General features: G+C 52.9%; 25 protein-coding genes, 1 pseudogene and 1 riboswitch. Of the genes and pseudogenes, 8 read left to right on the top strand and 18 right to left on the bottom strand.

Annotated features, from left to right (window positions below; genetic code table 11):
- Nucleotides 1-18 precede the first annotated feature (18 nt).
- The 9 genes from BM025_RS03050 to BM025_RS03090 all read right to left on the bottom strand — a co-directional run bounded on the left by BM025_RS03050 (nucleotide 19) and on the right by BM025_RS03090 (nucleotide 6,764).
- A complete protein-coding gene (locus BM025_RS03050; protein ID WP_085846973.1) occupies nucleotides 19-681 on the bottom strand; it encodes a L,D-transpeptidase in 663 nt (220 codons plus the stop codon).
- A 190-nt stretch (nucleotides 682-871) separates the two neighbouring features.
- Complete coding sequence (locus BM025_RS03055) at nucleotides 872-1,615, bottom strand: ABC transporter permease (protein ID WP_085846972.1); 744 nt, start codon at nucleotides 1,613-1,615, stop codon at nucleotides 872-874.
- Nucleotides 1,612-2,337 (bottom strand): ABC transporter ATP-binding protein, encoded by a 726-nt coding sequence (locus tag BM025_RS03060; RefSeq protein ID WP_085846971.1) that lies wholly within the window; start codon nucleotides 2,335-2,337, stop codon nucleotides 1,612-1,614. Before BM025_RS03060 ends, BM025_RS03055 begins: the two co-directional genes overlap by 4 nt.
- The gene (gene tenA / locus BM025_RS03065) at nucleotides 2,334-3,020 is read right to left on the bottom strand and encodes a thiaminase II (RefSeq protein WP_085846970.1); all 687 of its coding nucleotides are present in this window, start codon (nucleotides 3,018-3,020) and stop codon (nucleotides 2,334-2,336) included. The genes BM025_RS03060 and tenA overlap by 4 nt, the downstream gene beginning before the upstream one ends.
- The gene (locus BM025_RS03070; protein WP_170842102.1) at nucleotides 3,017-3,889 is read right to left on the bottom strand and encodes an ABC transporter substrate-binding protein; all 873 of its coding nucleotides are present in this window, start codon (nucleotides 3,887-3,889) and stop codon (nucleotides 3,017-3,019) included. The genes tenA and BM025_RS03070 overlap by 4 nt, the downstream gene beginning before the upstream one ends.
- A 78-nt stretch (nucleotides 3,890-3,967) precedes the next feature.
- Entirely contained in the window at nucleotides 3,968-4,771 is an 804-nt protein-coding gene (thiD, locus tag BM025_RS03075) for a bifunctional hydroxymethylpyrimidine kinase/phosphomethylpyrimidine kinase (RefSeq protein WP_085846968.1), read from the bottom strand.
- Nucleotides 4,768-5,406: a thiamine phosphate synthase gene (gene thiE / locus BM025_RS03080; RefSeq protein ID WP_085846967.1), complete on the bottom strand. Its 639-nt coding sequence runs from the start codon at nucleotides 5,404-5,406 to the stop codon at nucleotides 4,768-4,770. Before thiE ends, thiD begins: the two co-directional genes overlap by 4 nt.
- Nucleotides 5,397-6,182, bottom strand: a complete 786-nt coding sequence (thiM, locus tag BM025_RS03085; RefSeq protein ID WP_090875175.1) for a hydroxyethylthiazole kinase — start codon at nucleotides 6,180-6,182, stop codon at nucleotides 5,397-5,399. Before thiM ends, thiE begins: the two co-directional genes overlap by 10 nt.
- 38 nt (nucleotides 6,183-6,220) lie before the next feature.
- A riboswitch (TPP riboswitch) is annotated at nucleotides 6,221-6,309 on the bottom strand.
- 167 nt (nucleotides 6,310-6,476) lie between these two features.
- Nucleotides 6,477-6,764 (bottom strand): hypothetical protein, encoded by a 288-nt coding sequence (locus BM025_RS03090; protein WP_085846966.1) that lies wholly within the window; start codon nucleotides 6,762-6,764, stop codon nucleotides 6,477-6,479.
- A gap of 271 nt (nucleotides 6,765-7,035) precedes the next feature.
- Here BM025_RS03090 and BM025_RS03095 point away from each other — a divergent pair, with 271 nt between their 5' ends.
- From BM025_RS03095 to BM025_RS03105, 3 genes are read left to right on the top strand one after another with little or no spacing between them, the layout of a single operon-like run.
- Nucleotides 7,036-7,482: an ATP-dependent zinc protease family protein gene (locus BM025_RS03095; protein WP_085846965.1), complete on the top strand. Its 447-nt coding sequence runs from the start codon at nucleotides 7,036-7,038 to the stop codon at nucleotides 7,480-7,482.
- A 36-nt stretch (nucleotides 7,483-7,518) separates the two neighbouring features.
- A complete protein-coding gene (gene rimK / locus BM025_RS03100) occupies nucleotides 7,519-8,424 on the top strand; it encodes a 30S ribosomal protein S6--L-glutamate ligase (protein ID WP_085846964.1) in 906 nt (301 codons plus the stop codon).
- The gene (locus tag BM025_RS03105; RefSeq protein ID WP_085846963.1) at nucleotides 8,424-9,467 is read left to right on the top strand and encodes a succinylglutamate desuccinylase/aspartoacylase family protein; all 1,044 of its coding nucleotides are present in this window, start codon (nucleotides 8,424-8,426) and stop codon (nucleotides 9,465-9,467) included. Before rimK ends, BM025_RS03105 begins: the two co-directional genes overlap by 1 nt.
- A 287-nt stretch (nucleotides 9,468-9,754) precedes the next feature.
- Here BM025_RS03105 and BM025_RS03110 read toward each other — a convergent pair whose 3' ends face one another.
- From BM025_RS03110 to BM025_RS03145, 8 genes are all read right to left on the bottom strand, one after another.
- On the bottom strand, nucleotides 9,755-10,441 hold the full coding sequence (locus tag BM025_RS03110; RefSeq protein WP_085846962.1) for a type 1 glutamine amidotransferase: 687 nt from the start codon (nucleotides 10,439-10,441) through the stop codon (nucleotides 9,755-9,757).
- Between the two features lie 8 nt (nucleotides 10,442-10,449).
- Nucleotides 10,450-11,421, bottom strand: coding sequence for an agmatinase (gene speB, locus BM025_RS03115; protein ID WP_085846961.1), 972 nt, complete (start codon nucleotides 11,419-11,421; stop codon nucleotides 10,450-10,452).
- A complete protein-coding gene (locus BM025_RS03120; protein ID WP_085846960.1) occupies nucleotides 11,414-12,217 on the bottom strand; it encodes an ABC transporter permease subunit in 804 nt (267 codons plus the stop codon). The genes speB and BM025_RS03120 overlap by 8 nt, the downstream gene beginning before the upstream one ends.
- Complete coding sequence (locus BM025_RS03125) at nucleotides 12,214-13,167, bottom strand: ABC transporter permease subunit (protein ID WP_085846959.1); 954 nt, start codon at nucleotides 13,165-13,167, stop codon at nucleotides 12,214-12,216. The genes BM025_RS03120 and BM025_RS03125 overlap by 4 nt, the downstream gene beginning before the upstream one ends.
- A complete protein-coding gene (locus tag BM025_RS03130) occupies nucleotides 13,164-14,303 on the bottom strand; it encodes an ABC transporter ATP-binding protein (RefSeq protein WP_085846958.1) in 1,140 nt (379 codons plus the stop codon). The genes BM025_RS03125 and BM025_RS03130 overlap by 4 nt, the downstream gene beginning before the upstream one ends.
- Before the next feature lie 66 nt (nucleotides 14,304-14,369).
- The gene (locus BM025_RS03135; protein WP_085846957.1) at nucleotides 14,370-15,452 is read right to left on the bottom strand and encodes a polyamine ABC transporter substrate-binding protein; all 1,083 of its coding nucleotides are present in this window, start codon (nucleotides 15,450-15,452) and stop codon (nucleotides 14,370-14,372) included.
- Between the two features lie 47 nt (nucleotides 15,453-15,499).
- Nucleotides 15,500-16,810 carry an NAD(P)/FAD-dependent oxidoreductase gene (locus BM025_RS03140; RefSeq protein WP_085846956.1) on the bottom strand — a complete coding sequence of 437 codons (1,311 nt, stop codon included), beginning with the start codon at nucleotides 16,808-16,810 and terminating at the stop codon, nucleotides 15,500-15,502.
- Nucleotides 16,810-18,159: a glutamine synthetase family protein gene (locus BM025_RS03145; RefSeq protein ID WP_085846955.1), complete on the bottom strand. Its 1,350-nt coding sequence runs from the start codon at nucleotides 18,157-18,159 to the stop codon at nucleotides 16,810-16,812. The genes BM025_RS03140 and BM025_RS03145 overlap by 1 nt, the downstream gene beginning before the upstream one ends.
- 94 nt (nucleotides 18,160-18,253) lie before the next feature.
- On the opposite strand from BM025_RS03145, the gene BM025_RS03150 reads away from it, so the two are divergent.
- The 4 genes from BM025_RS03150 (at nucleotide 18,254) to BM025_RS19700 (ending at nucleotide 21,195) form a co-directional block, all read left to right on the top strand.
- Nucleotides 18,254-18,973 carry a GntR family transcriptional regulator gene (locus BM025_RS03150; RefSeq protein ID WP_244515412.1) on the top strand — a complete coding sequence of 240 codons (720 nt, stop codon included), beginning with the start codon at nucleotides 18,254-18,256 and terminating at the stop codon, nucleotides 18,971-18,973.
- Nucleotides 18,974-19,082: 109 nt separating this feature from the next.
- Entirely contained in the window at nucleotides 19,083-20,588 is a 1,506-nt protein-coding gene (locus BM025_RS03155; RefSeq protein WP_085846954.1) for an aldehyde dehydrogenase, read from the top strand.
- Between the two features lie 12 nt (nucleotides 20,589-20,600).
- Entirely contained in the window at nucleotides 20,601-20,975 is a 375-nt protein-coding gene (locus tag BM025_RS19305) for a recombinase family protein (protein WP_090875149.1), read from the top strand.
- A complete protein-coding gene (locus BM025_RS19700; RefSeq protein ID WP_090875151.1) occupies nucleotides 20,920-21,195 on the top strand; it encodes a recombinase family protein in 276 nt (91 codons plus the stop codon). The genes BM025_RS19305 and BM025_RS19700 overlap by 56 nt, the downstream gene beginning before the upstream one ends.
- On the opposite strand, the gene BM025_RS19075 is transcribed toward BM025_RS19700, so the two are convergent.
- Nucleotides 21,131-21,442, bottom strand: coding sequence for a hypothetical protein (locus tag BM025_RS19075; protein ID WP_085846952.1), 312 nt, complete (start codon nucleotides 21,440-21,442; stop codon nucleotides 21,131-21,133). The two genes, BM025_RS19700 and BM025_RS19075, sit on opposite strands and share 65 nt — an antisense overlap.
- A gap of 23 nt (nucleotides 21,443-21,465) precedes the next feature.
- Between BM025_RS19075 and BM025_RS03170 the strand changes: the two are divergent.
- Nucleotides 21,466-22,313, top strand: a pseudogene (locus BM025_RS03170) (AAA family ATPase); the annotation flags it as partial.

The raw sequence follows: 22,313 nt of genomic DNA on the forward strand, positions 1-22,313 counted from the left end.
ATTTACAGATGAACCGCCTTAGCTTTGCGCCGTGACAGCATCTTCAGGTGCATACAACGTTGCTTTTGATCCTGTGCTCACGTTCTCATAGAGATCATTGATGTGAGGCATGATCATCCGCACGCAGCCAGAGCTTGCCCTGCCCCCGATTGATTTGGGGCTGGGCGAGCCATGAATGCGCAAGTAAGTGTCCCGATTTCCGACATAAAGATACAAAGCGCGCGACCCAAGCGGGTTTGTCGGCCCCCCGTTCATCCCGTCTGCGTGTTGTTTATATATTGGGTCACGCAGCATCATCGCAGACGTAGGGGTCCATGTTGGCCACTTCGCTTTGCGTCTGATTGAATAGGTCCCCGGCTCATACAGGTTCCCCCTCGCAATGGCGACGCCGTACCGCATTGCGGTGCCATCATCACGGATGTGATACAAATAGCGCGCAACGGCATCGACATGAATGTCTCCAGGCGTCAAGCCTGGGTTGGCTTCAACGATGCGGGGCAAGAACCGTTCTCCAACCCCCCAAGGATTAGACGTGCTGGGGTCATAGCTGGCAGGGGTGACCTGTGCATCCCAGAGTGCCCATTTTGACCGATCTGTCGTTGCCGCAGCAGCAGGCAAAACGGCAAGCGGTGCGGAAAACAGCGCTGCCGCAGAAATAATAAAATGACGCTTTGTCAGCATGGTTTCACGTTCCTATTCTTCGTTCGACTTTTCAATCTCTAGTTGAGATGTAGGGCCGCACAGGGCTTAGGACCAGTCATATGGCTGTGAAGTGCTTCAAAAGATGGGTGCAGTAGTGGCAAGGCAGCTACACTTTTAGGCGATTGGCCGCAATTTGTGGCTTTCGCACTGATCTATGGGCGCAAATAATTCAATCGACCTGCGCCATATCTGTCATTCGGTCAGCAAGCGCACCGATTGCTCTGTGCAACATCACCGTGAGCAACGCGAGCACAATCAAGCTTGCAAACATCAAATCCGTTTTGGCACGACCATTGGCCAACAACATCAAATATCCCAGACCTTTTGAAGCGCCGACCCATTCGCCGATCACCGCCCCTATGGGCGCATAAACTGCCGCAAGTTTAAGACCAGAGGCCAAAGACGGCACCGCATAAGGTATTTTGATCCGCAGCATAACTTGGGTTTTTTGTGCACCCACCGTTTTGGCCAAATCCAATAGCCCCTGCGGCGTGCGCATAAGCCCATCGAAAAACGCGCCCGTAACAGGAAAGTAGATGATCAATACAGCCATCACGATTTTCGATGCAATGCCATAACCAAACCAAAGCGTCAAAATCGGTGCCAAAGCGAAAACAGGCACCGCTTGCGTGAACACCAAAAGAGGTAAAACCATGCGCGCCAACTTTGGCGCAGCGGCAAGCTGTATGGCCGTCAGCGCCCCCAAAACAGCGCCAATCAACAACCCCAAAACGACCTCTGTCGTCGTGACCAAAGCGTGCTCAAAAATCAACGCACGGTTTTCAAACGCAGCCAGTGCGACACGGTGCGGTGCGGGTAAAATAAAATGCGGCACACCCGTGATCCACACCAACACTTGCCACAGACCAATGCCAATTAACGCCGCACACAGCGGATAGCGCAATCGGTTCATGATGCAGCTCGTAAATATGACAGCAACGCGGCCTGACTGCGCAACGTTTCAGGATCATCAACCGCGCGCACAGGTGTCGTTTTCGGTACAGGCCACGGCAAAATCCCCGCAGGTGTGAGCACCGCTATCTGATGCCCAAGGCGACACGCTTCGGCTGGATCGTGGGTGACCAACAAAACGGTTTTCCCTCTTAAAACTTGTGCCGCAAGACTTTGCATATCCGCGCGTGTGCCTGCATCCAGCGCCGAAAAAGGTTCGTCTAACAATACGATAGGTCGGTCTTCCATCAAACACCGCGCCAGCGCTGCACGTTGGCGCATCCCCCCCGACAGTGCCTTTGGTTTTTTGGTGTGATGCGCAGTTAACCCAACTTGTTCAATCATCGCATCAGCCTTGTCCAAGTCAGGTTTTTCGCCACGCAAACGCGCGCCAATCACGACGTTTTCACGCAAGCTCAACCATGGCAACAACAGATCTGATTGCGCCATATAACTGGCGCGTTCTGCAATCGGTTTGCCATCATCCGCTGTGAGCGTGCCATCAAATTTCCCCGCTGTTTCCAGCCCTAAGATCACTCGTAGGATTGTCGATTTTCCCACTCCAGATTTGCCAAGCAAACACGTCCACTGCCCTGCCTCGATGCGCAAAGATACCCCGTCGAAAAGCGGTGTGTGATCAATTTCGTATTTGCCATGCAAGGTGATCTCGGGGGCGTGGCTCATGCTGCGCGCAATCCCATATCCCAAAATCCAGCTTCTAGCTGAGTGGCTGTGGTAAATCGTTTTTGCAAAGCTGCCCAGCGCGGTGTGGCCGCAAAATCTGCCCCAAGACGGCGGATCACTGCGGCATCAAACATTTGACCAATCCCCACCATTACCTGCTGATAATCAGCATCTGCATAGGTCTTGATCCAATCCGCATAAGGCGTGTCGACAGCAGCCTCATCGGCCAATCGCAACCCAATTTCGCCATACCCAAAACAACAGGGCGCAAGGGCCGCGATCAAATCAAGAAAGTCACCTTGCAGCCCCGCGTCCATAACGTAGCGGGTGTAGGCAAGGTTGGCGACGTCTTCTTTGGCGGTGAACAAAGCCTCCTCATCAATGCCCTCAGCAGCGCAAGTTTTGACATGCAACGCCATCTCGTGATTGACGAGCGCATCCACAGTACGGGCGCAGATTTTCATCTCATCCAAAGTTTCGGCCTTAACAACGCCAAGCGACCACGCGCGGGCAAAATGGACAAGAAACACATAGTCTTGGACCAAATATTTCACGAATCCCCCGCGCGGCAGTGTTCCGTCGCAAAGCCCCGCAACAAAACGGTGATGTGTATAGGCCGCCCAATCCTCTGAGCACCCTGCGCGTAAAGTCGCAAACACGCGCCCATAATCAGCCACGCTCATGGCACGGTCACATCTGTTGCAATAACAGACACTTCATTGAGATTTGGGATCAAGCCTGCCGTATGCAAAAACGTCTCGAATTCGGCATAACGCCCATAGTCCATAGCCGTCGGACGCAGAGCAAAACGTGGCACGGTGTCGGCCCATGCGCGCGCATTCAACTCATCTTGCAACTCAGGCGCACTGGCGGCAAAAACCTCCCAACTGTCTTGCGGGTGATTGACGATGTATTGGGTCGCTTTTTCAGTCGCCGCAAAAAAGCGCGTGATCATATCGCGGTCCATCGTGTTGGGGTTGGCCACATAAATCAGCTCGTCATAGGCGGGCAGACCTTCTTCTTCGACATAAAAACAGTGTCCAGGCACGCCCTCAATATCCATTTGGTTCAACTCGAAATTGCGGAACGCGCCGATGACCGCATCCACCTGCCCTGACATAAGTGCAGGCGACAAAGACCAGTTCACGTTGACCAATTCGATGTCGTCCAGCGACAATCCATTGTGGCGCAAAATCGCATCCAAGACAGCTTCTTCAACGCCACCCACAGAAAACCCAACCTTGCGACCGGCAAGATCGGCGGGGGTTTTGATCGGGCCATCGTCCAACACCAACAAGCAATTCAGCGGTGTGGCCACCAAGGTGCCGACACGTTGCAACGGCAAGCCTTCGTGTATCTGCAAGTGCAACTGAGGTTGATATGAAATCGCCAAATCCGCCTGCCCCGCAGCCACCATTTTAGGGGGATCAGACGGATCAGCGGGGGCTATGATTTCGACCTCAAGATCAACTGCAGCAAAGTAACCTTTTTCTTGCGCAATAACGATAGGTCCGTGGTCAGGATTAACGAACCAATCCAGCATCAAGGTCATGTGATCTTGCGCGACGGCGGGCAAGGACAGCAGGCAAAAGGCGGTGGTCAAAGATGTAAGTTTCACGAGAATGACTTTCTATCGAGGATAAAACTGAGAAAAATGGTGTGTTGGTCCATGTCCAGAGCCAACATCAAGCTGATCAGCCCCTGCTATGGCCGTGGCCACATAAGCTTTGGCGGCAGCAACGGCATCAGGCAATGCGTGACCTTTGGCGATCTGTGCCGCCAATGCCGATGACAGTGTGCAACCCGTGCCATGGGTGTTTTGTGTGGCCAGACGCGGTGCCTCAAACCACTGAACGCCAGCTTGTGAGATCAAAGCATCAGGACTGTCTTGCCCGTCCAAATGCCCCCCTTTCATCAACACAGCCTTGGGTCCCAGTGCGCAAAGCGCTTGGCCTTGTGCGACCATTTCTTGGCGCGTTTTGGCATGTTGCCCCCCTAACAAATGGGCAGCTTCGGGCAGGTTGGGGGTCAAAACACTGGCCCGTGGCAGCAAAGCACGGCGTAACGCCAAAATGGCATCATCAACCAACAATTGTGCGCCGCCTTTCGCAATCATGACGGGGTCTAAAATGACAGGCACATCGGGATAGGGCGCAAGCGCCTCGGCCACGGCGCGCGCGATATCAGCCGTGGCGATCATCCCTATTTTGATGGCATCCACGCGAATATCGGCAAACACCGCTGCGATTTGATCTTTGACAAACGCGGGTGGCACCAAATGCACCCCGCTGACACCTTGGGTATTTTGCGCTGTGAGCGCAGTAATCGCGGCCATCGCAAAGGCTCCATTGGCCGAAATCGACTTGATGTCAGCCTGTATCCCTGCGCCACCAGACGGGTCCGACCCCGCAATTGCCAAAACATTTGCAATCATGACGCGCCTTCGATTCTGGTTTGAAAAAGCCGTGCGGCGGCCAGTGGATCATCTTGGCCGCAGATAGCGGAAACGACGGACATCCCGTCGGCGCCAGCAGCGGACACATCACTCACATGACTTGAATTAAGCCCGCCAATCGCCACCACAGGCAGATGCGTCATATCAATCATTTCAGCCAACCCTTGCAGTCCAATAGGTGCGGCGTGATCGGATTTTGTCCCTGTGGCAAAGACAGGTCCAAGCCCAAGATAGTCCACAGGTGCGGCGTTTGCTGCGATCACATGCTCAGGCGTCTCACAAGACAATCCCAAAATGCGATCAGGTCCCAGCAACGCACGCGCTTTTTGTGGTGAAATATCGCTTTGACCTATATGAACCCCATCAGCTTGCGACGCGGTGGCGGCCTCTAGATCATCATTTACGATCAACGGCACATTTGTGCCGTGAAGCACTTGTTTCAAAGCCACAGCCAACGCGATCCGTTGGTCTGTGGTTGCATCTTTGTCGCGCAATTGCACCATGCTGACACCGCCTGCTACAGCACGGCGCACGGTTTCAACGACACCCAAAGGGGTGCAAAGCGCCGTATCCGTCACCAGATACAAACGCAGTGATCCACGATTTAAAGCCATTGGACACGCGTATCGTCAGCAAGATCAGCAGGTTTGATCTGCGACAGAGCATCCAAGAAAGCAACTTGAAAACTGCCTGGACCTTGCGCTGTTGTTCCAGCCTGTGCTCCGGCTTGTGCAAACATCACAAGCGCTGCGACCGTTGCCTCTAGCGGTGGCGCAACAGATGCGAAGGCCCCCATCAATGCCGTCAAAGAGCACCCCAATGCAGTGACTTTTGGCATCAATGCACACCCACCTGAAATATGAGCGCTGCGTGTGCCGTCTGTGACGAAATCAATTTCACCCGTGACAGCCACAACGCAGCCTTGGGCTTTGGCCAAATGCGTTGCCGCGATTTGAGCATCCGCAACACTGTCACCACTGTCAGCCCCTTTGCCTGCAGCAGCAGCGCCGCTGAGCGCTAGAATTTCTGACGCATTGCCACGAATGATGGTGGGGCCACGCTCAACCAAATCTTGCGCAACAGACGCACGGTAAGGCGTGGCGAAATGGGCCACAGGATCCAACACCCACGGTTTTCCCGCAGCATTCGCTGCATCAGCCGCCTTTTGCATCGCAGTGACCCAAGACGAGGACAGTGTGCCTATATTGATCGTCAATGCTCCGCAAAGCGGCACAAAATCTGCAACCTCTTCGGTGGCGTGCAACATCGCAGGGGACGCCCCCGCAGCAAGAACCACGTTCGCTGCGATGTTCATGGCGACATAATTGGTGATGCAATGCACGAGTGGCGCTTGACTGTGTAGGGCAGCTAAAATGGTGTCAGTTTTCACGGTCAGTTCTCCGACCGGCGAAAAAAGGAAGACCACACATCTGTGGCTTCGACCCTCCCTCCGCCAGCATTATCTGGTTCAGGTTCAAAGGGTACTTCTCAGCCGTTAGGCGCCCCTGGTGCGCGCAACCTAGGCGAGCCGGTTAACAACTGTCAACCAAGACAATGGGGAGATTTTGGAAAACCGCATCACAGGGATATCAATTGGCTATGATGATCCCTGCGGGGCAGTTCAAATCAAATATATTTTACGCCGTATGCGCCCAAAGTCGCAGAGCGACAAAACGAAATTCAATCATACTTTCGACTGCGCGCCTGACAACGCTTCACCACTCACGCGCCTGTAATTCACAAAGGTATTCGCGCTGAGCACCACAAAGAAACTATCCATGTCGATCAACACCAGCCCTTCTTCAAAGCAGGCACGTGTTAGGGCTTGGGTGTCTTCGCTGTAAAGCCTTTTACGACCCAAAATTTCTCTGACCTGTTTGGATGCTATACGGAACCGACCCTTGGGTTTTCCGCCAAAGCTTGTGTTGTACAGATGTGCCAACTGATCCGCTGCTTTTTCATAAATAGACATCAATCACCCCATTGGTTATTTATATTTAACTATAGACAATAAATTATCACCTATGTAAAGAGACTGTAGACGTAATACATGAATCAGCATGCGCCATCTGCCTACACGGACCGCCAGCGCTAAACCGCGCAAACAACATGCCTGTGCTGATCAACGAAACTGAACAAGACCCGCCGTGACAACGGTCCATTTTTGACAACAGTCTCTCATAGGGCTGAATTAATTTTGGCGCTCAGCCTTGCAACGGTGCAGGTGCCATAGTTGGTGTAAAATGAATAAAACGAACAAACCAAAGCATGATCTTATGGTCATAGGCTGGATGGAACATCTGGGCCTGCCCGCACTTGGGCTACACCGGATTAAAGCCAAGATTGACACTGGCGCGCGCACCTCTGCGCTTCACGCCACCCGTATCGAGACGTTCATGCAAAACGATATCGAATGGGTCCGCTTTCAAGTGCAGATGAACGCGCATGCCCCAGAGCTTTGGGTCGAAACCCCTGTCCATGATAGGCGGCCGATCAAAAATACCAGTGGCATTCCGCAAGAACGGATTATCATACGCACAAAATTACAGTTGAAAAATCGCTCTTGGGACATCTCGGTGTCGCTTGCAGACCGCAAAAACATGCGATTTCCGCTGATTATAGGGCGCACTGCGCTGAAACATAAAAACATCGCAGTGCACACGCGCCGCGCAAATTTGACTGCTGGCTGAGTTCAGCAACGCCTCTTAGGCAGAAAGGGTTTTCATATGAAAATCGCAATGATGGCACGCAATGCCAATCTGTATTCCCACAAGCGCCTCAAAGAGGCTGCAGAAGAACGGGGCCACCAGCTCGATATCATCAACACACTGCGCTGCTACATGAACATCGCATCTCGCCGTCCTGAAATGTACTACAACGGTGAAAAACTCGAGGGCTACGATGCCGTCATTCCGCGCATCGGCACCTCGGTCACATTCTACGGACTGGCCGTTTTGCGCCAGTTTGAAATGATGGGCGTCTACCCATTGAACGAAAGCGTCGCCATTGGCCGCAGCCGTGACAAACTGCGCTCGATGCAGCTTTTGGCACGTGATGGGGTTGGCCTGCCTGTGACCACATTCGCCCATGATCCAAAGCAAACCGACGAAGTTTTAAAACTGGCGGGCGGTGCCCCTATTGTGATTAAACTGCTGGAAGGCACCCAAGGTTTGGGCGTGGTTTTGGCCGATACAGATCGCTCTGCCACATCAGTTGTTGAAGCGTTCCGCGCATCTGGGACCAACATCTTGTTGCAAGAGTTCATCAAAGAAGCCGGCGGCACAGATATCCGCGCAATCGTCGTTGGCGGTAAAGTGATCGCAGCGATGAAACGTACCGGAGCAGAAGGCGATTTCCGATCCAACCTACACCGCGGCGGTTCTGCGCAATTGATCAAATTGTCACCCGAGGAACGCTCAACAGCCATCCGTGCGGCAAAATCCATGGGCTTGAATGTCTGTGGCGTCGATATGCTGCGCGCCAACCACGGCCCCGTTGTGATGGAAGTGAACTCATCACCTGGCTTGGAAGGCGTTGAAAAGGCGACAGGCTTGGATGTGGCAGGCAAAATCATCGAACACATGGAAAAAAGCGTCGTTAAAGGCAACACAAAGACAAAAGGCAAAGGCTAATGGCACGTCGCGCAGCATTTGAAATGGGCGGTGCCAGCATTGCGGCTGGCACGCGGCAAACCGTTGATCTTCCGGTCAGTGTTTTGTCTGACCACACCCCTGTGTCTATGTCGGTTCATGTCATTCACGGCAAGTCCGACGGGCCAACCGTGTTCGTCAGTGCGGGTATCCATGGGGACGAAGTGATCGGGGTCGAAATCGTGCGACGCCTGCTCAGAGCACCCAATTTGAAATCGCTGCGCGGCACGCTGATCGTGATCCCGATTGTGAATGCATTCGGGTTCATCAACCACTCGCGCTATCTGCCGGACCGCCGTGATTTGAACCGCATGTTTCCCGGCACAGCAAGCGGATCGCTTGCATCTCGGTTGGCGCATTTGTTTCTGAACGAAGTCGTGGCCCGTTGCGATCTTGGCATCGATTTGCACTCTGCAGCCATTCATCGCACCAACTTTCCGCAAGTGCGCATATCGCCGAAAAATCCGTATTTGTCAGAATTGGCCGAGGTTTTCGGCGCACCAATCACCTTGGAATCGCCATTGCGCGACGGGTCTTTGCGCGGCGCGGCGCAAGACATCGGCAAAACCGTTTTACTGTATGAAGCGGGCGAAGGTCTGCGGTTTGATGAAATGTCGGTGCGCGCGGGTGTTGCTGGCATCTTGCGGGTTTTACGTCATGTTAAAATGCTGCCCGCAAAAGGCATCGCCAAACCCAAAGCCCCCGCGCAATATTGCACATCAAGCAAATGGTCACGGGCCCCTGCGGGTGGTCTTTTGCGTACCTTTAAGGCAGATGGCGAAGTGGTTGCCAAAGGCGAAGTGATGGGAGTTGTGGCCGATCCGTTTGGCGAAAAAGAAGAAGAAATTCTCGCGCCGTTCAATGGCATTATCATTGGCCGCGCCGTGCTTCCAGTCGTCAACGAAGGTGATGCTGTATTCCATTTGGCGCGCGTCAAATCCATGGCTGACGCCGAAGATGCGGTCGAAGATTTGAACGACCAACTGTCCGACGACCCTTTGTTTGACGAAGATGAAATCATCTAATTTCGCGAGGCCAAGCCATCCCACCTTGGCCTCGCAACACCACCTATCACGCCTGTTTTGTGATGTTTAGGATTAGATTTACAGATGAGTTCACCCGTGACGCGGTCGCGCAAGTGGTGGATCGTGAATATTCAGTTGCGGATATTTCAGAGCAATTAGAGGGTAATTAGGGGGCTAGATACAACGCTTAAGGCATATAGAGACGACTTCATTGATGTAAATTACTGCGCGGTCGTAATTACGGCCAAGTCCTGAAAAAACGTCTTCGAATTCGATGATCCCCCTTATCAACTCGATTGACGTTTTCGTTTGAAAAAGTCCTCAAAGATCACGGCATAATTGAGCGATGTAAGCACATCAGTTTGACGTTCCTGCGCTTTTAGAACAACGGAATCTGGCAAAATACCGCGTCGGGCTTCCAGTAGACCTGCCATGAAATCTGCAGTAAATTCTGGATGCGGTTGGATGGTTAGGGCAATGTCCCCATAAGCCAAAATCGCGTTTTCGCAAAACTCTGAAGAGCCGATCACCTTGGCACCTACTGGCCGCTCAACGACTTGGTCTTGGTGCCAGGCGATGATGGTTTGATCCTCTCCCTGAGCGTCCTGATAAGACGTTGGCCCAACGGACCAGCCACCGCTGAATTTCTCCACCTTGCCGCCGAGGGCTTGAGCAAGGATCTGGTGACCAAAACAGACGCCGATAATAGGACGCCCTGCGGCAAAGGCCTCGCGCAAGAAGTCTTCAAGCTTTGATATCCAATCAAGCTTTTCATAGACGCCATGCTTTGATCCCGTGATCAACCAGCCTTCAGCCTCGTTGCTGGACGCAGGCAAGACACCTGATAGCACATCGTATGTGATAAATTCAAATCCGCGGCCCGCCAATAAACGTTTGAAGAACGCGTCGTAATCGCCGTGTTCGTCGATTAACTCATCAGGCGTGCGTCCAGTTTTCAGAATGCCAATTTTCATGATATATCTCAGACTCGCCCCACTTCATGGGATGTCGCGCCTTTGTCTTTCGCCAGCAGGCACAACCAATCATGTGCCACAGTTGCCGCAGCGATCGCCGTAATTTCAGAATGATCAAAGGGGGGAGACACTTCGACAACATCCATGCCCACCAAGTGTAGACCACCCAAGCCGCGGATGAACTCAAGCGCTTGCCAAGAGGCCAGACCGCCCGGAACAGGTGTGCCGGTTCCAGGGGCGAACGCTGGGTCCATGCCATCCACGTCAAACGAGATGTAGACAGGGGCCCGCCCCGCGCGCTCGCGTGCAATCGCGATTGCCGCATCAATTCCGTTGCGGTGTATCCATGGGCTGGTCAAAATTTCAAACCCGAAATCTTCGTCATTATAGGTGCGTAAGCCCACTTGCGTTGATTTACTCACATCAATAATTCCCTCACGCGCGGCACGCAGGAACATGGTCCCATGATCCATCTGCACACCGTCATCGTCCCATGTATCGCAGTGGGCGTCGAACTGAATCAGAGCAATTGGTCCATGCTTCTTTGCATGCGCTTTAAGCAAGGGATAGGCGATCGAATGATCCCCTCCCAGCGTCAACATCTTCGCACCACTGGCCAATATTGCATCGGCATGGGCCTCAATTGAAGGGCGCACCGTTTCGGGGTGATGCGGGTCAATCATAACGTCACCGGCGTCCACAACCGACAACGTGTCAAAGGGGTCAAATCCGAACGGAAACGCTTTTAGCTCTGCCAGCTGTACCGATGCCGCGCGGATAGCTTGCGGCCCGAGACGGCAACCGGGGCGGAACGTCACCGAAGTATCAAACGGCACGCCGCTAACAGCAACATCTACACCGTTTAGGTCACGGCTGTAATTGCGGCGCAAAAAGCTAAGCGCGCCACCATAAGTCATTTCATGCCAACGACCCATCGTCGTGTCTTTGCGCATGAATGCTTGATCACCAGCGTTATCCATTTTTCTTACCTCTGTTCATTTGAAGGGCTGCAACAATGATACCGAGCGATACGATCCCGATAATTATTGTGGCAAGAGCATTCACATCAGGGCTGACCCCAAGACGTACTTTAGAGAAGATGACCATTGGAAGCGTCGATGCGCCGGGACCTGACACAAAGCTTGCGATCACAAGATCATCAAGGCTGAGAGTAAACGACAGCAACCAACCTGACATCAACGCAGGCGCTATAATCGGCAAGGTGATATCGAAAAATACACGCAGCGGCTTTGCACCCAAATCAAGCGCCGCTTCTTCGATGGACAGGTCCATATCAACCAATCGTGATTGTATCACGACGGCAGCATAAGCCGAGCCAAATGTCGCGTGGGCAATGATAATTGTCAGCATACCGCGCCCACTAGGCCAGCCGATCAGATTTTCCATCGCAACGAACAACAACAAAAGAGACAGGCCAATGATGACTTCGGGCATGACCAAGGGGGCCGTGATCATCATCGATAGCAACGCCTTTGATCGGAACTTTTTGAATCGGATCAACACGAATGACGCAACCGTCCCGATAATGATGGCCAATGTCGCACTGATAAACGCGATTTTTAGGCTGACCCAAGCAGCCTCAAGAATTTGTGGGTCGCGAAATAACTCCACGTACCACTTCGTAGAAAATCCGCCCCAGACCGTCACCAGTTTGCTTTCATTAAAACTGTAAACAACAAGCGAGATGATCGGAGCATAGAGAAAAATGAACCCCACCAGCCCCATAACCTTAAGAAACGTCGAAGGCCCCCTCATGATGCTGCCTCTTGTTCAGCGGCTTGCGCGCGGCGCAACAACATGATCGGGACAACCAAAACAAACAGCATCACGATGGCAACGGCAGATGCGATAGGCCAATCGCGGTTCGAGAAGAATTCGTTCCAAAGTATGCTTCCGATCATCAGTGTATCTGGTCCACCCAGCAATGCAGGAACAACAAATTCACCCACTGCTGGGATGAAAACCAACATGCAGCCTGCGATGATCCCGCTCATCGATAGGGGAAGCGTCACTGTGAAAAAGGATACAATAGGGCGCGCGCCCAAGTCTGACGCAGCTTCAAGGTAGGATGGATCGAGCTTCACCAGATTGGCATAGAGCGGTAGGATCATGAACGGCAGATACGTGTAAACGATACCGACGTAGACTGCGAAATCAGTTTGCAGCATGACGAACGGCTCATCAATCACCCCCATCGACATCAGGAAGTTATTGATGATCCCATTGCTTTTGAGGAACCCGATCCATGCATAAACCCGCAGCAGAAACGATGTCCAGAATGGCAGGATCACCAACATCAAAAGAAGATTGCGCGTATTTGGCGCTGAACGCGCAATGAGATAGGCCATCGGATAGCCAAGCAGCAGCGCAATAATTGTCGCGACCCCTGCGATTTTGACGGATTCCATATAGGCCGACAGATAAAGCGGATCTTCAAACAGGAACATGTAGTTCCCAAAGTTGAAGCTGAAGCTTAGGAAGCCGTCAGACCATTCCCAGATAGGAAGGTACGGAGGCCGCGCAATTGCGGCCTCGGACAAGGAAATTTTGGCCACGACCAAGAACGGGATAAGAAAGAACACCAGCAACCACAGGGTCGGGATTGCAATAACAAGACCACGTCCCCTAAACCCAAAACGGTTCAGGATACGGCCGATAAACTGCCCCGCGGGAAGCTTGCTTTCAATGTCTGGCGCACGATTCATTGCGACACCACGACGCCAGCTTGACCGGCCCAACCAACATATACTTCGTCTTCCCACGTCAGTGTATGCGCTCCACGGCGCGTGCGGTTGGGATGGGCCACACGCACACGCTTGCCGCTTTCCAACTGAACCTGATAGACGGACCTGTTGCCCATATAGGCAACCTCGGCGATAGTGCCTTTGATAACATTGCGCATGTCCGGCAATGGATCTTTACTAATAGTCATTTTTTCAGGTCGCACAGCAATGGCGACCTTTTGACCTACGGTTCCTGACACCCCATGAGCCACAAAGATGTCGGTATTCGTTTCACGTGACTGCACGACAACATAGTCTACCTCATCCTCGACGATACGACCTTCAAAGATATTCACCGACCCGATGAAATCTGCGACAAAACGGTTGGCGGGATATTCGTAGATTTCATGCGGCGTACCGGTTTGAACAATTTGCCCATCAGTCATCACGCCAATGCGACTGGACAGCGTCATGGCCTCTTCCTGATCGTGGGTCACAACAACAAAGGTAACGCCGAGGTTTTCCTGAATCTCCATCAGTTCGAACTGAGTTTCTTCGCGCAACTTCTTGTCGAGCGCACCAAGCGGTTCATCCAGCATCAACAATTTCGGCTTTTTCACCAAAGATCGCGCCAGAGCAACACGCTGTTGCTGTCCGCCAGACAGCTGATGCGGCTTTCGGTTCGCGAATTTGTCCAGTTGAACCAGAGAAATCATTTCCGAAACCCGTACCGCGACTTCATCACGCGGTAGGCCATCACGTTTCAGCCCATAGGCGATATTTTTCTCAACGGTCATATGCGGGAACAATGCGTAAGACTGAAACATCATGTTCGTTTGGCGAGCATAGGGGGCGACGCCAGCCTGATCCTGACCGTCAATAATAATCTGACCACTTGTCACATCTTCAAAGCCGGACAACATCCGCAAAAGCGTAGATTTTCCGCAACCGGACCCGCCCAACAGACAAAAAATCTCGCCTTTGTACACATCCAAGGACACATCACTGACCGCCGTGAAAGTGCCAAACTTCTTGGTGACATTTTTAACCTGCAGAAACGGAACTGCCTTTGGGTCGTTCCATGGCTGGGTGTCTGGTGTGGCGTTCTCATGTGACATCTTCGGCCCCTATATGTGCTGAAAGACAAGAAGGCCCACACGAGGGCCCTCTCATATCCTTTAGGTCTATTGTCCCGTTTTGATTGTCGTCCATGCACGAGTCAGCGAACGGTCATAGCGCGCTGAATGTGGTTTAAGCGAAAAAAGGTGTGCGCTGATCTCTGCGGATGGGTAAATGCCGGGGTCCGAGGCGACTTCTTCATCGACAAATTCCGTCGCCAGTGTGTTTGGGTTTGCGTAGTAGACGTAGTTTGTGATGGCAGCTGCGACCTCGGGTTCGAGAATGTAGTTGATAAACGCAAGCGCATTTTCAGGATTTGGTGCATCATCAGGGATCGCAAGCATGTCGAACCCAACCTGACCGCCTTCTGTTGGAATGGCATAGGCCACTTCAACGCCTTGACCTGCTTCTGCTGCACGATCACGGGCTTGCAGAACGTCACCAGAATAGCCGACCGCAACGCAGATATCACCGTTAGCAAGATCGTTGATGTACTGTGAGGAATGGAAGTAGCGGATATGCGGGCGCACAGACTGCATCAGCGCCACAGCTTGTTCCAAATCATCAGTATCTTCCGAATTCGGATCAAGACCAAGGTAGTTCAACGCAGGAGCAATCATCTCGGATGGGCTATCGAGTACAGCAACACCGCAATCGGCCAGCTTGGCGGCTGTTTTGGGATCAAATACCATGTCCCAGCTGCCGATCTGATCCGCCTCGATGCGCGATGCGACTTTAGTCACATTATAGCCGATGCCCGTCGTAAACATAGTATAGGGAACACCGAACGTGTTGTCGGGATCGTTAAGCGCGACGATGTTAAGAATGACCGGATCAAGATTGCCATAGTTGCTAAGCGCCTCCTTATCGATTGGAGAGAAGACACCCGCCTTAGCCTGTCGAGCTAAGAATTCGATGGATGGCACCACAAGGTCATACCCGCTGGAGCCAGTCAGCATTTTTGCCTCAAGAATTTCGTTGCTGTCGTAAACATCGTAATTGACGGAGATGCCAGTGGCTGCTTCGAAATTTGCGATCGTGTCTTCGGCAATATAGTCGGACCAGTTGTAAATGTTTAACTCGCCTTCGGCTACAGCAGCACCTGCGGTGATTGCCAATATAGACGTGAATGTTGATAATTTTTTCATCGTTTATTTTCCCTGTTTTAGTCACTCATGTTATTCTTTGTAGAGGCTTAAACCCCGAGCCTGTCTTTGAGCGCGTACCACCACGACCCCATCATGGAGTACGGCACACGTAGCGCGCGCCCACCAGGGAATGGGTACCAAGGCACATTTTCGAAAACGTCAAATCGTGTGAGGTCGCCATCGATGGCTTCGGACAAAATCCGGCCAAAGGTGTGCGATCCGGTCACGCCGTGCCCGGAATAGCCATGAGCAAAATATGTGTTATTCCCAATGCGCCCCATCTGCGGCACGCGGCTGAACGACAGCGCGAAATTGCCGCTCCATGCATGGTCGATTTGAACGCCTTTCAACTGGGGGAAAACCTTGACCATATTGCCAAACAGCTTGGCCTTGATGTCTTTGGGGTCGGTGCCGCCGTAGACTGTGCCACCGCCGAACAACATCCGCTTATCAGCCGACAGACGGAAGTAATCCAAGATGTAGCGGATGTCCTCGACACAGCCGTCACCTGGTATCAAAGAATTCGCGAGTTCCTCGCCGAGTGGAGCAGTCGCCATCATTTGTGTCGATACCGGCATGACCCGTGACGTCAGCGTTGGCACCACGTGGCCCAGATAAGCGTTGCCGCACAAAACCAAGGTCTTACAGGTCAATTGCCCGTCGCGGGTCTTCACCACCGGCTTAGCCGCGTCAGTATCAACCCCCGTGACCGGCGACATTTCGTAGATTATACCACCCAGTTTCTCAAAGGCTGCCGCCTCACCCAAAGCAAGGTTCAGCGGGTGCATGTGTCCACCGCTGTGGTCGATCAACCCGCCTTCGTAAAGGTCGGAATTTACATGATCACGCAACTGGTTTTTGTCCAGCATTTCCTGATTCTTAATACCATAGCTGTCCCAAAGCTTCATGCGTGCTTCAAGCTCGTCCATGTGGGCTTTGGTCAGTCCGGTAAAGACGTTCGTTTCCTTCAAGTCGCATTTGATATCGTAGGTTTTGATCCGCTCGCGGATGATCTCTCCACCCTCTTGAGCCAGACCTGCCACGAAATTTGCAGTGTCCTGACCGTAGCGCACCTTAATAGTCTGCAGACTGGCATTCAGCCCGTTTACGATTTGCCCGCCGTTACGCCCGGAAGCACCCCAGCCGACACGCGCCCCTTCGATGATCGCAACCTTGTAGCCCTTCTCAACCAAGTGCAAACCCGTCGAGAGACCACTGTAACCCGCTCCGACAATGCACACATCGATTTCGGTATTGCCGCTTAGTGCAGGGCGCTCAGGGCTCGCGTTGGCAGAAGCCGCATAATAGCTATCAACGTGCGAACCGTCGCCTGCATATGACCCCTTAAGTGCGCCCATCACACCACCTCCAGATACGAATGATATTCGAAGTTTGTGACCTCAAGAGCGAACTTGCGAAGCTCTTGTTTCTTGCACTCTACAAACATAGTTTGCAGCCTTTTTGAAAAAATAGATTGAATATTCTGACCCCGCTTGAAGGCATCAATCGCCGTTGCCCAATCCATAGGCAAATGCGGCAAGTTCAGGTCATATGCATCGCCTTTGATTGCGGGCGCAGGCGTAAGCTTTTCTTTGATACCAATCATTGCCCCCCCCAGCACGCTGGCGAGCACAAGGTAGGGATTCGCATCGGCACCAGCGACGCGGTGCTCAATACGTCGCGCCTTCGGGCTACCACCTGGGATACGAATCGCGGCGGTGCGGTTTTCGTACCCCCAAGCAACACCCGTTGGCGCATGCGAGCCTGGCAGCAAACGGCGGAATGAATTTTCATGGGGTGCAAAAGTCAGTGTGTTTTCTTGCATGGTTTCCAGCAGTCCAGCGACTGCGTTCAACATCAATTCTGTGCCTTCTTCGCCGCCATTGTCGAAAACATTCACACCGTTTTCGTCAACAAGCGAGAAATGCACGTGAAACCCGCTGCCGGCACGATCGCCATATGGCTTGGCCATGAACGTCCCCGCAAACCCGTGTTTGCGGGCAATGCCCCGCACAAGCCGCTTGAAAAGAATTGCATCATCGGCCGCCCGCACAGGGTCCGCCACATGCATCATGTTGATTTCGAATTGCCCTGCCCCGTTTTCGGAAATCGCGGCATCTGCGGGAATCCCTTGGGCTTTGCAGGCATCGTACACATCATTCAGAAAGGCATCGAAATGTTGTAATTCATCAACCGATAATGCCCCGTCAGAATCCAACCGCTTGCCAGTGACGGGAGAGCGCGGGGCCTGCGGGCGGTCCAATTCGGGGTCACACAGGTAGAATTCAAGCTCGGTCGCCACAACTGGGGTCAACCCCATTTCCTTATAGGTATCGACAACAGCAGCAAGCGCACGCCGAGGGTCACCCAAAAACGGAGTACCATCTTCTTGGCGCATCCAAAGCATCGCTAGGGCTGTCGGACGGCTGTTCCAAGTGATCGGAGACAAGGGACGCCCCACGAACTCGCACAAGCCGTCGGAATCGCCTGTTTCAAAAACCAGCTCGCTTTTTTCGACATCCTCTCCCCAGACATCAACATTGAGAACCGAAAGGGGCATCCGCAGCGCGCCTTCTGCCATCTTACCTGCCTGCGCGACGGGTATGCGCTTGCCGCGCATTGATCCGTTCAGATCACAAACACAGGCGAAAATTGAGTCGATCTCTGGGCGCTGTTCCAGCCAATCCGTAACACTTTGATCCGACATTTAGCATCCCATTCAAAAAATATTGTGATATCATTTTAATTAATGTGATTGCAGATTTTATTTAAGTCAATATATTTAACTCTATGATCACAATGTGGACGCTGATACTTTTGATTTTATGAGAAAAAATATCGAACTTAATATTCCCGAAATAGGGAAAGACGGCTTTGCTACGACACAAGAGTATGTGTACGAGCGACTGAAGAGTGCTGTCATGCTAGGGGCTATCCAGCCCGGAACATCCCTTACAATGCGCGGCCTTGCAGTTGAATTGGGCCTAAGCCCGACACCCATCCGCGACGCACTGCGCCGTCTGAGTTCTGAAAGTGCCGTCGAGATTTTAGGCAACCGACGCATGATAATCCCGACCATGTTGAGCCAACGGTTCGAAGAACTGGTAGCCCTACGGACAACGCTTGAAGTCCATGCCGCAAGGCGTGCAATGCCTTACATATCAGAAGTTCTAATCAATGAACTCATCAAAATCGACGATGAGATGGACCGCCAGATCGAACTCCAGAACCATGACCATCTCACTCTTCTCAACCAACAGTTCCATCGAACACTCTATACGGCGAACCCTAATCAAACAGTGATGCCCGCCATTAACAGTGTCTGGCTTCAACTCGGTCCGTTTCAAAGACAGGTGATTGAGAAGGTCGAGAAATACTACATCATCGACCGACACAAAGAAATCATCGCAGCGCTGAAGATACGGGACATAGAAATGCTTTCGAGTGCCGTCGAACGTGATGTCTTTGATGGCATTACACATTCAGGACGAGAACTGTTGAAAGCGCAAAATGCCGCATGACCGCCCTGTGAAGGCGCTGGGAATGCGCGCAGAATAAATATATCTGGCATGGCCACTCAATAATGTGATATCATTTTTAAAATAGTGATAACAAAAACGGAGCCACGCCATGACTGACATCACCAAGGTTGACTGGATTGCGAAGGCCGAAACCTTATCAATAAACGCGAAAGCTCTCATCGACGGGAAATTCGTAGACGCCGTTTCGGGAAAGACCTTTGCATCGACCAGCCCAATTGACGGGCGTCACCTTGCGGACGTAGCGCATTGCGGAACCCACGATGTGGACTTGGCTGTAGCGGCAGGTCGTCGCGCATTCGCCGATGGCCGCTGGGCCCATCAATCCCCAAGCGACCGCAAACTGGTGCTGCGTCGCCTCGCCACCCTCATTCGTGAAAACCGTGATGAACTTGCCTTGCTTGAAACGTTGGACATGGGCAAACCCATCGCTGACAGCACCTCAATTGACGTACGCGCTGTGGCCAATTGTTTTGACTGGTACGGCGAAGCCATCGATAAAATTTACGATGAGGTCGCCCCAACTGCCCGGAACACTCTGGCGCTTGTAACTAAAGAACCACTCGGCGTTGTCGCTGCAGTCGTGCCGTGGAATTTCCCGATGCTCATGGCCTCTTGGAAAGTCGCTCCTGCCCTCGCCATGGGAAACTCTGTGGTTTTGAAACCTGCCGAACAATCATCTCTATCCGCAATACGCTTGGCGGAACTTGCTCTCGAAGCTGGCGTTCCGGCCGGCGTCTTTAACGTCGTAACAGGCGACGGACCCGAAGTAGGCCAAGCCTTGGGCTTACACATGGATGTCGATGGGCTGTTCTTTACGGGGTCCACGCAGGTCGGCAAATATTTCATGGAATATTCTGCGAAATCCAATCTCAAACGGCTGGGTCTTGAACTGGGCGGTAAAAGCCCGAACATCATCCTGTCCAGCTACCATGCCACCAAACACGCTGCCGAAACCTCGGCACATTCTGCGTTTTTCAACCAAGGCGAAATGTGTACGTGCCCCAGCCGTTTGATCGTTGAGCGCAGCGTACACGAGGAAGTCGTCGAAACCTTGATTGAAGTCGCAAAATCCTATCAGCCGAACAACCCGTTGCTGCCTGAGACCACGATGGGTGCGATAGTCGATGAACGCCACACCAATCGCGTAATGGAGTTTGTGGACTACGCAAAAGAGGACGGCGCGCGGGTCGCGACAGGCGGAATCCGTGTCCGCCAAGACAGTGGTGGCTGCTATATCGAACCGACGATTTATGACAACGCGACAAATAGTATGCGGATCGCCCAAGAGGAGATTTTTGGGCCGATGCTTACTGTCATACCGGTCGATAGTGTTGATGAGGCGATTGAGGCTGCTAATGACAGTTGTTACGGTCTTGCGTCAGCGGTCTGGACAGACGATCTCACCACGGCCCACAAAGTATCCTCTAGCATCCGTGCTGGGTTGGTCTACGTTAACTGCTACGATTGCGACGATATGACGACACCATTTGGCGGTTTCAAGCAATCCGGCATTGGCCGAGACAAGTCTTTGCATGCTCTTGATAAATATGTTGAATTAAAGACCACATGGATGAATGTTGGAGGGGCAAGATAGCTCAATCACATCATGTCTGCGCCCTGCGGGACCGGCCCTGGGTTTCAGGCGCTACTCGACGCAGTTCACGCACGCGCATTTGACATCGTTCTGTTTGAACATGTCGATCGCCTTGGTCGTGATCTTGAACGGGCCTCGAACTTCTACAAGGCCGCGACCTTCGCAGACATTGAGCTTCACCAGTTGGGCAAAGGCAAACTCGGCCGGCTCGACATGGGCATTATGTCCACGATGGCACAGATGCTTATTGAAGACCTCGCCCTCAAAACACGGCGCGATCTGCGCGGAAAGTTTGAACGCGGCCAAAGCGCAGGCGGCAAATCTTACGGCTATGCCCCCCCGCATCGGACAAGACGATCTGGTTCAAAAAGGCCACGTCGATATTGACGACAACGAAGCCGCCATCGTGCGCCGCATCTTCACAGAAAACGCCCCCGGAGTGTCACCACTTAAAATCGCGGCACAGCTGAATGCTAACGGCATTCCATCTCCAGCAGCAAAAATGAGACGCAAGAACAGCAGCCACTGGCGCCAAACAACGATCAACGGCAAACCTTACCGTGGCAGGCAACGGCAAAGCGCGCCGCGACTACTGCGCCAACGCTAAAAAGAAAGGCGCATCCGTCTGTATCGGAATGCGTGACCTCCACACCTTCACCAAAGACAGCCGCAAGTTCAGCATCGAACCATTCCTTATTGGCCATCAAAATCACCTCGCGCATCGGCCCGTGCGGCGTTGGCAGCCAGGGATTATGCGGTCCTTCCGCCAAGCGCCGTTGGATATCTTTTTTGCGGTTCCGCGCTTCCAACTCCGCCGCAAAGTTCTGCGCCTTGATCTCAGCAATCTCAGCCAAAGCTTCAATTTGAGATCGCCCGTTTGCAGGAGGTGGTCGCGAATGACAACGAGGCCCCAGAACTGTTTGACGGGATAGACCTTTGGCACACACCGGAGGGCAAGCCCTACGCCTCAATAAAGCGTGGCAATAGTTCCGCCCCCCAAGCAGCCCCGTGGGAAACCTTCGCTTTGGAAAGCGCCGCGTTCAAACGGCTCTTGGCCCATGCCGCCTATCAAACGAGTGGCAAAGTGCCACCCGCTGCCAAGCTGGATGATCAAGTGCGGCAGATGATTGGGGAAGCCCTATTTGAGGGCGAACGGCGCGAGGTGTTCACCCGTATCGGCAGTGGCCCTGATACGTTAGGACCGCAAAGCATTGTTTTGGACCTTGGGCGGCCAGATTGGTCTACGGTACATATCACCTCGGATGGCTGGGCGATACGTAACGGGGCGATACAGTCCAAAACGGCACCGCGTTTTAAACGCACCCCAAGTATGGCCCCGCTGCCCGTACCGATAAAAGGCACCGCCGGAATTGATCTGCTACGCCCGTTTGTAAACGTGGCAACGGATGATGACTTTCGGCTTATGGTCGGCTGGCTCATGGGCTGCTTGCGCCCCAGTGGCCCCTACCCGCTTTTGATCCTAACAGGCGAACAAGGCAGCGCCAAAAGCACCACGTCCAAAGTGCTGCGAGCGTTGGTTGATCCGTCAACGCTGGCAACACGCAGCTTTCCAAGCGACGAGCGGGATTTGGTGATTGCAGCCCAAGGCGCGCATGTTCTGGCCTTTGATAATCTCTCGAAGGTCAAACCTGCGATGGCAGATGCGTTGTGCCGCTTGGCAACAGGCGGCGGCTTTGCCACCCGCAAACTGCACAGCGATGCGGA

The organism is Pacificibacter marinus, from assembly GCF_900109555.1.
Classification (GTDB): Bacteria; Pseudomonadota; Alphaproteobacteria; order Rhodobacterales; family Rhodobacteraceae; genus Celeribacter; species Celeribacter marinus_C.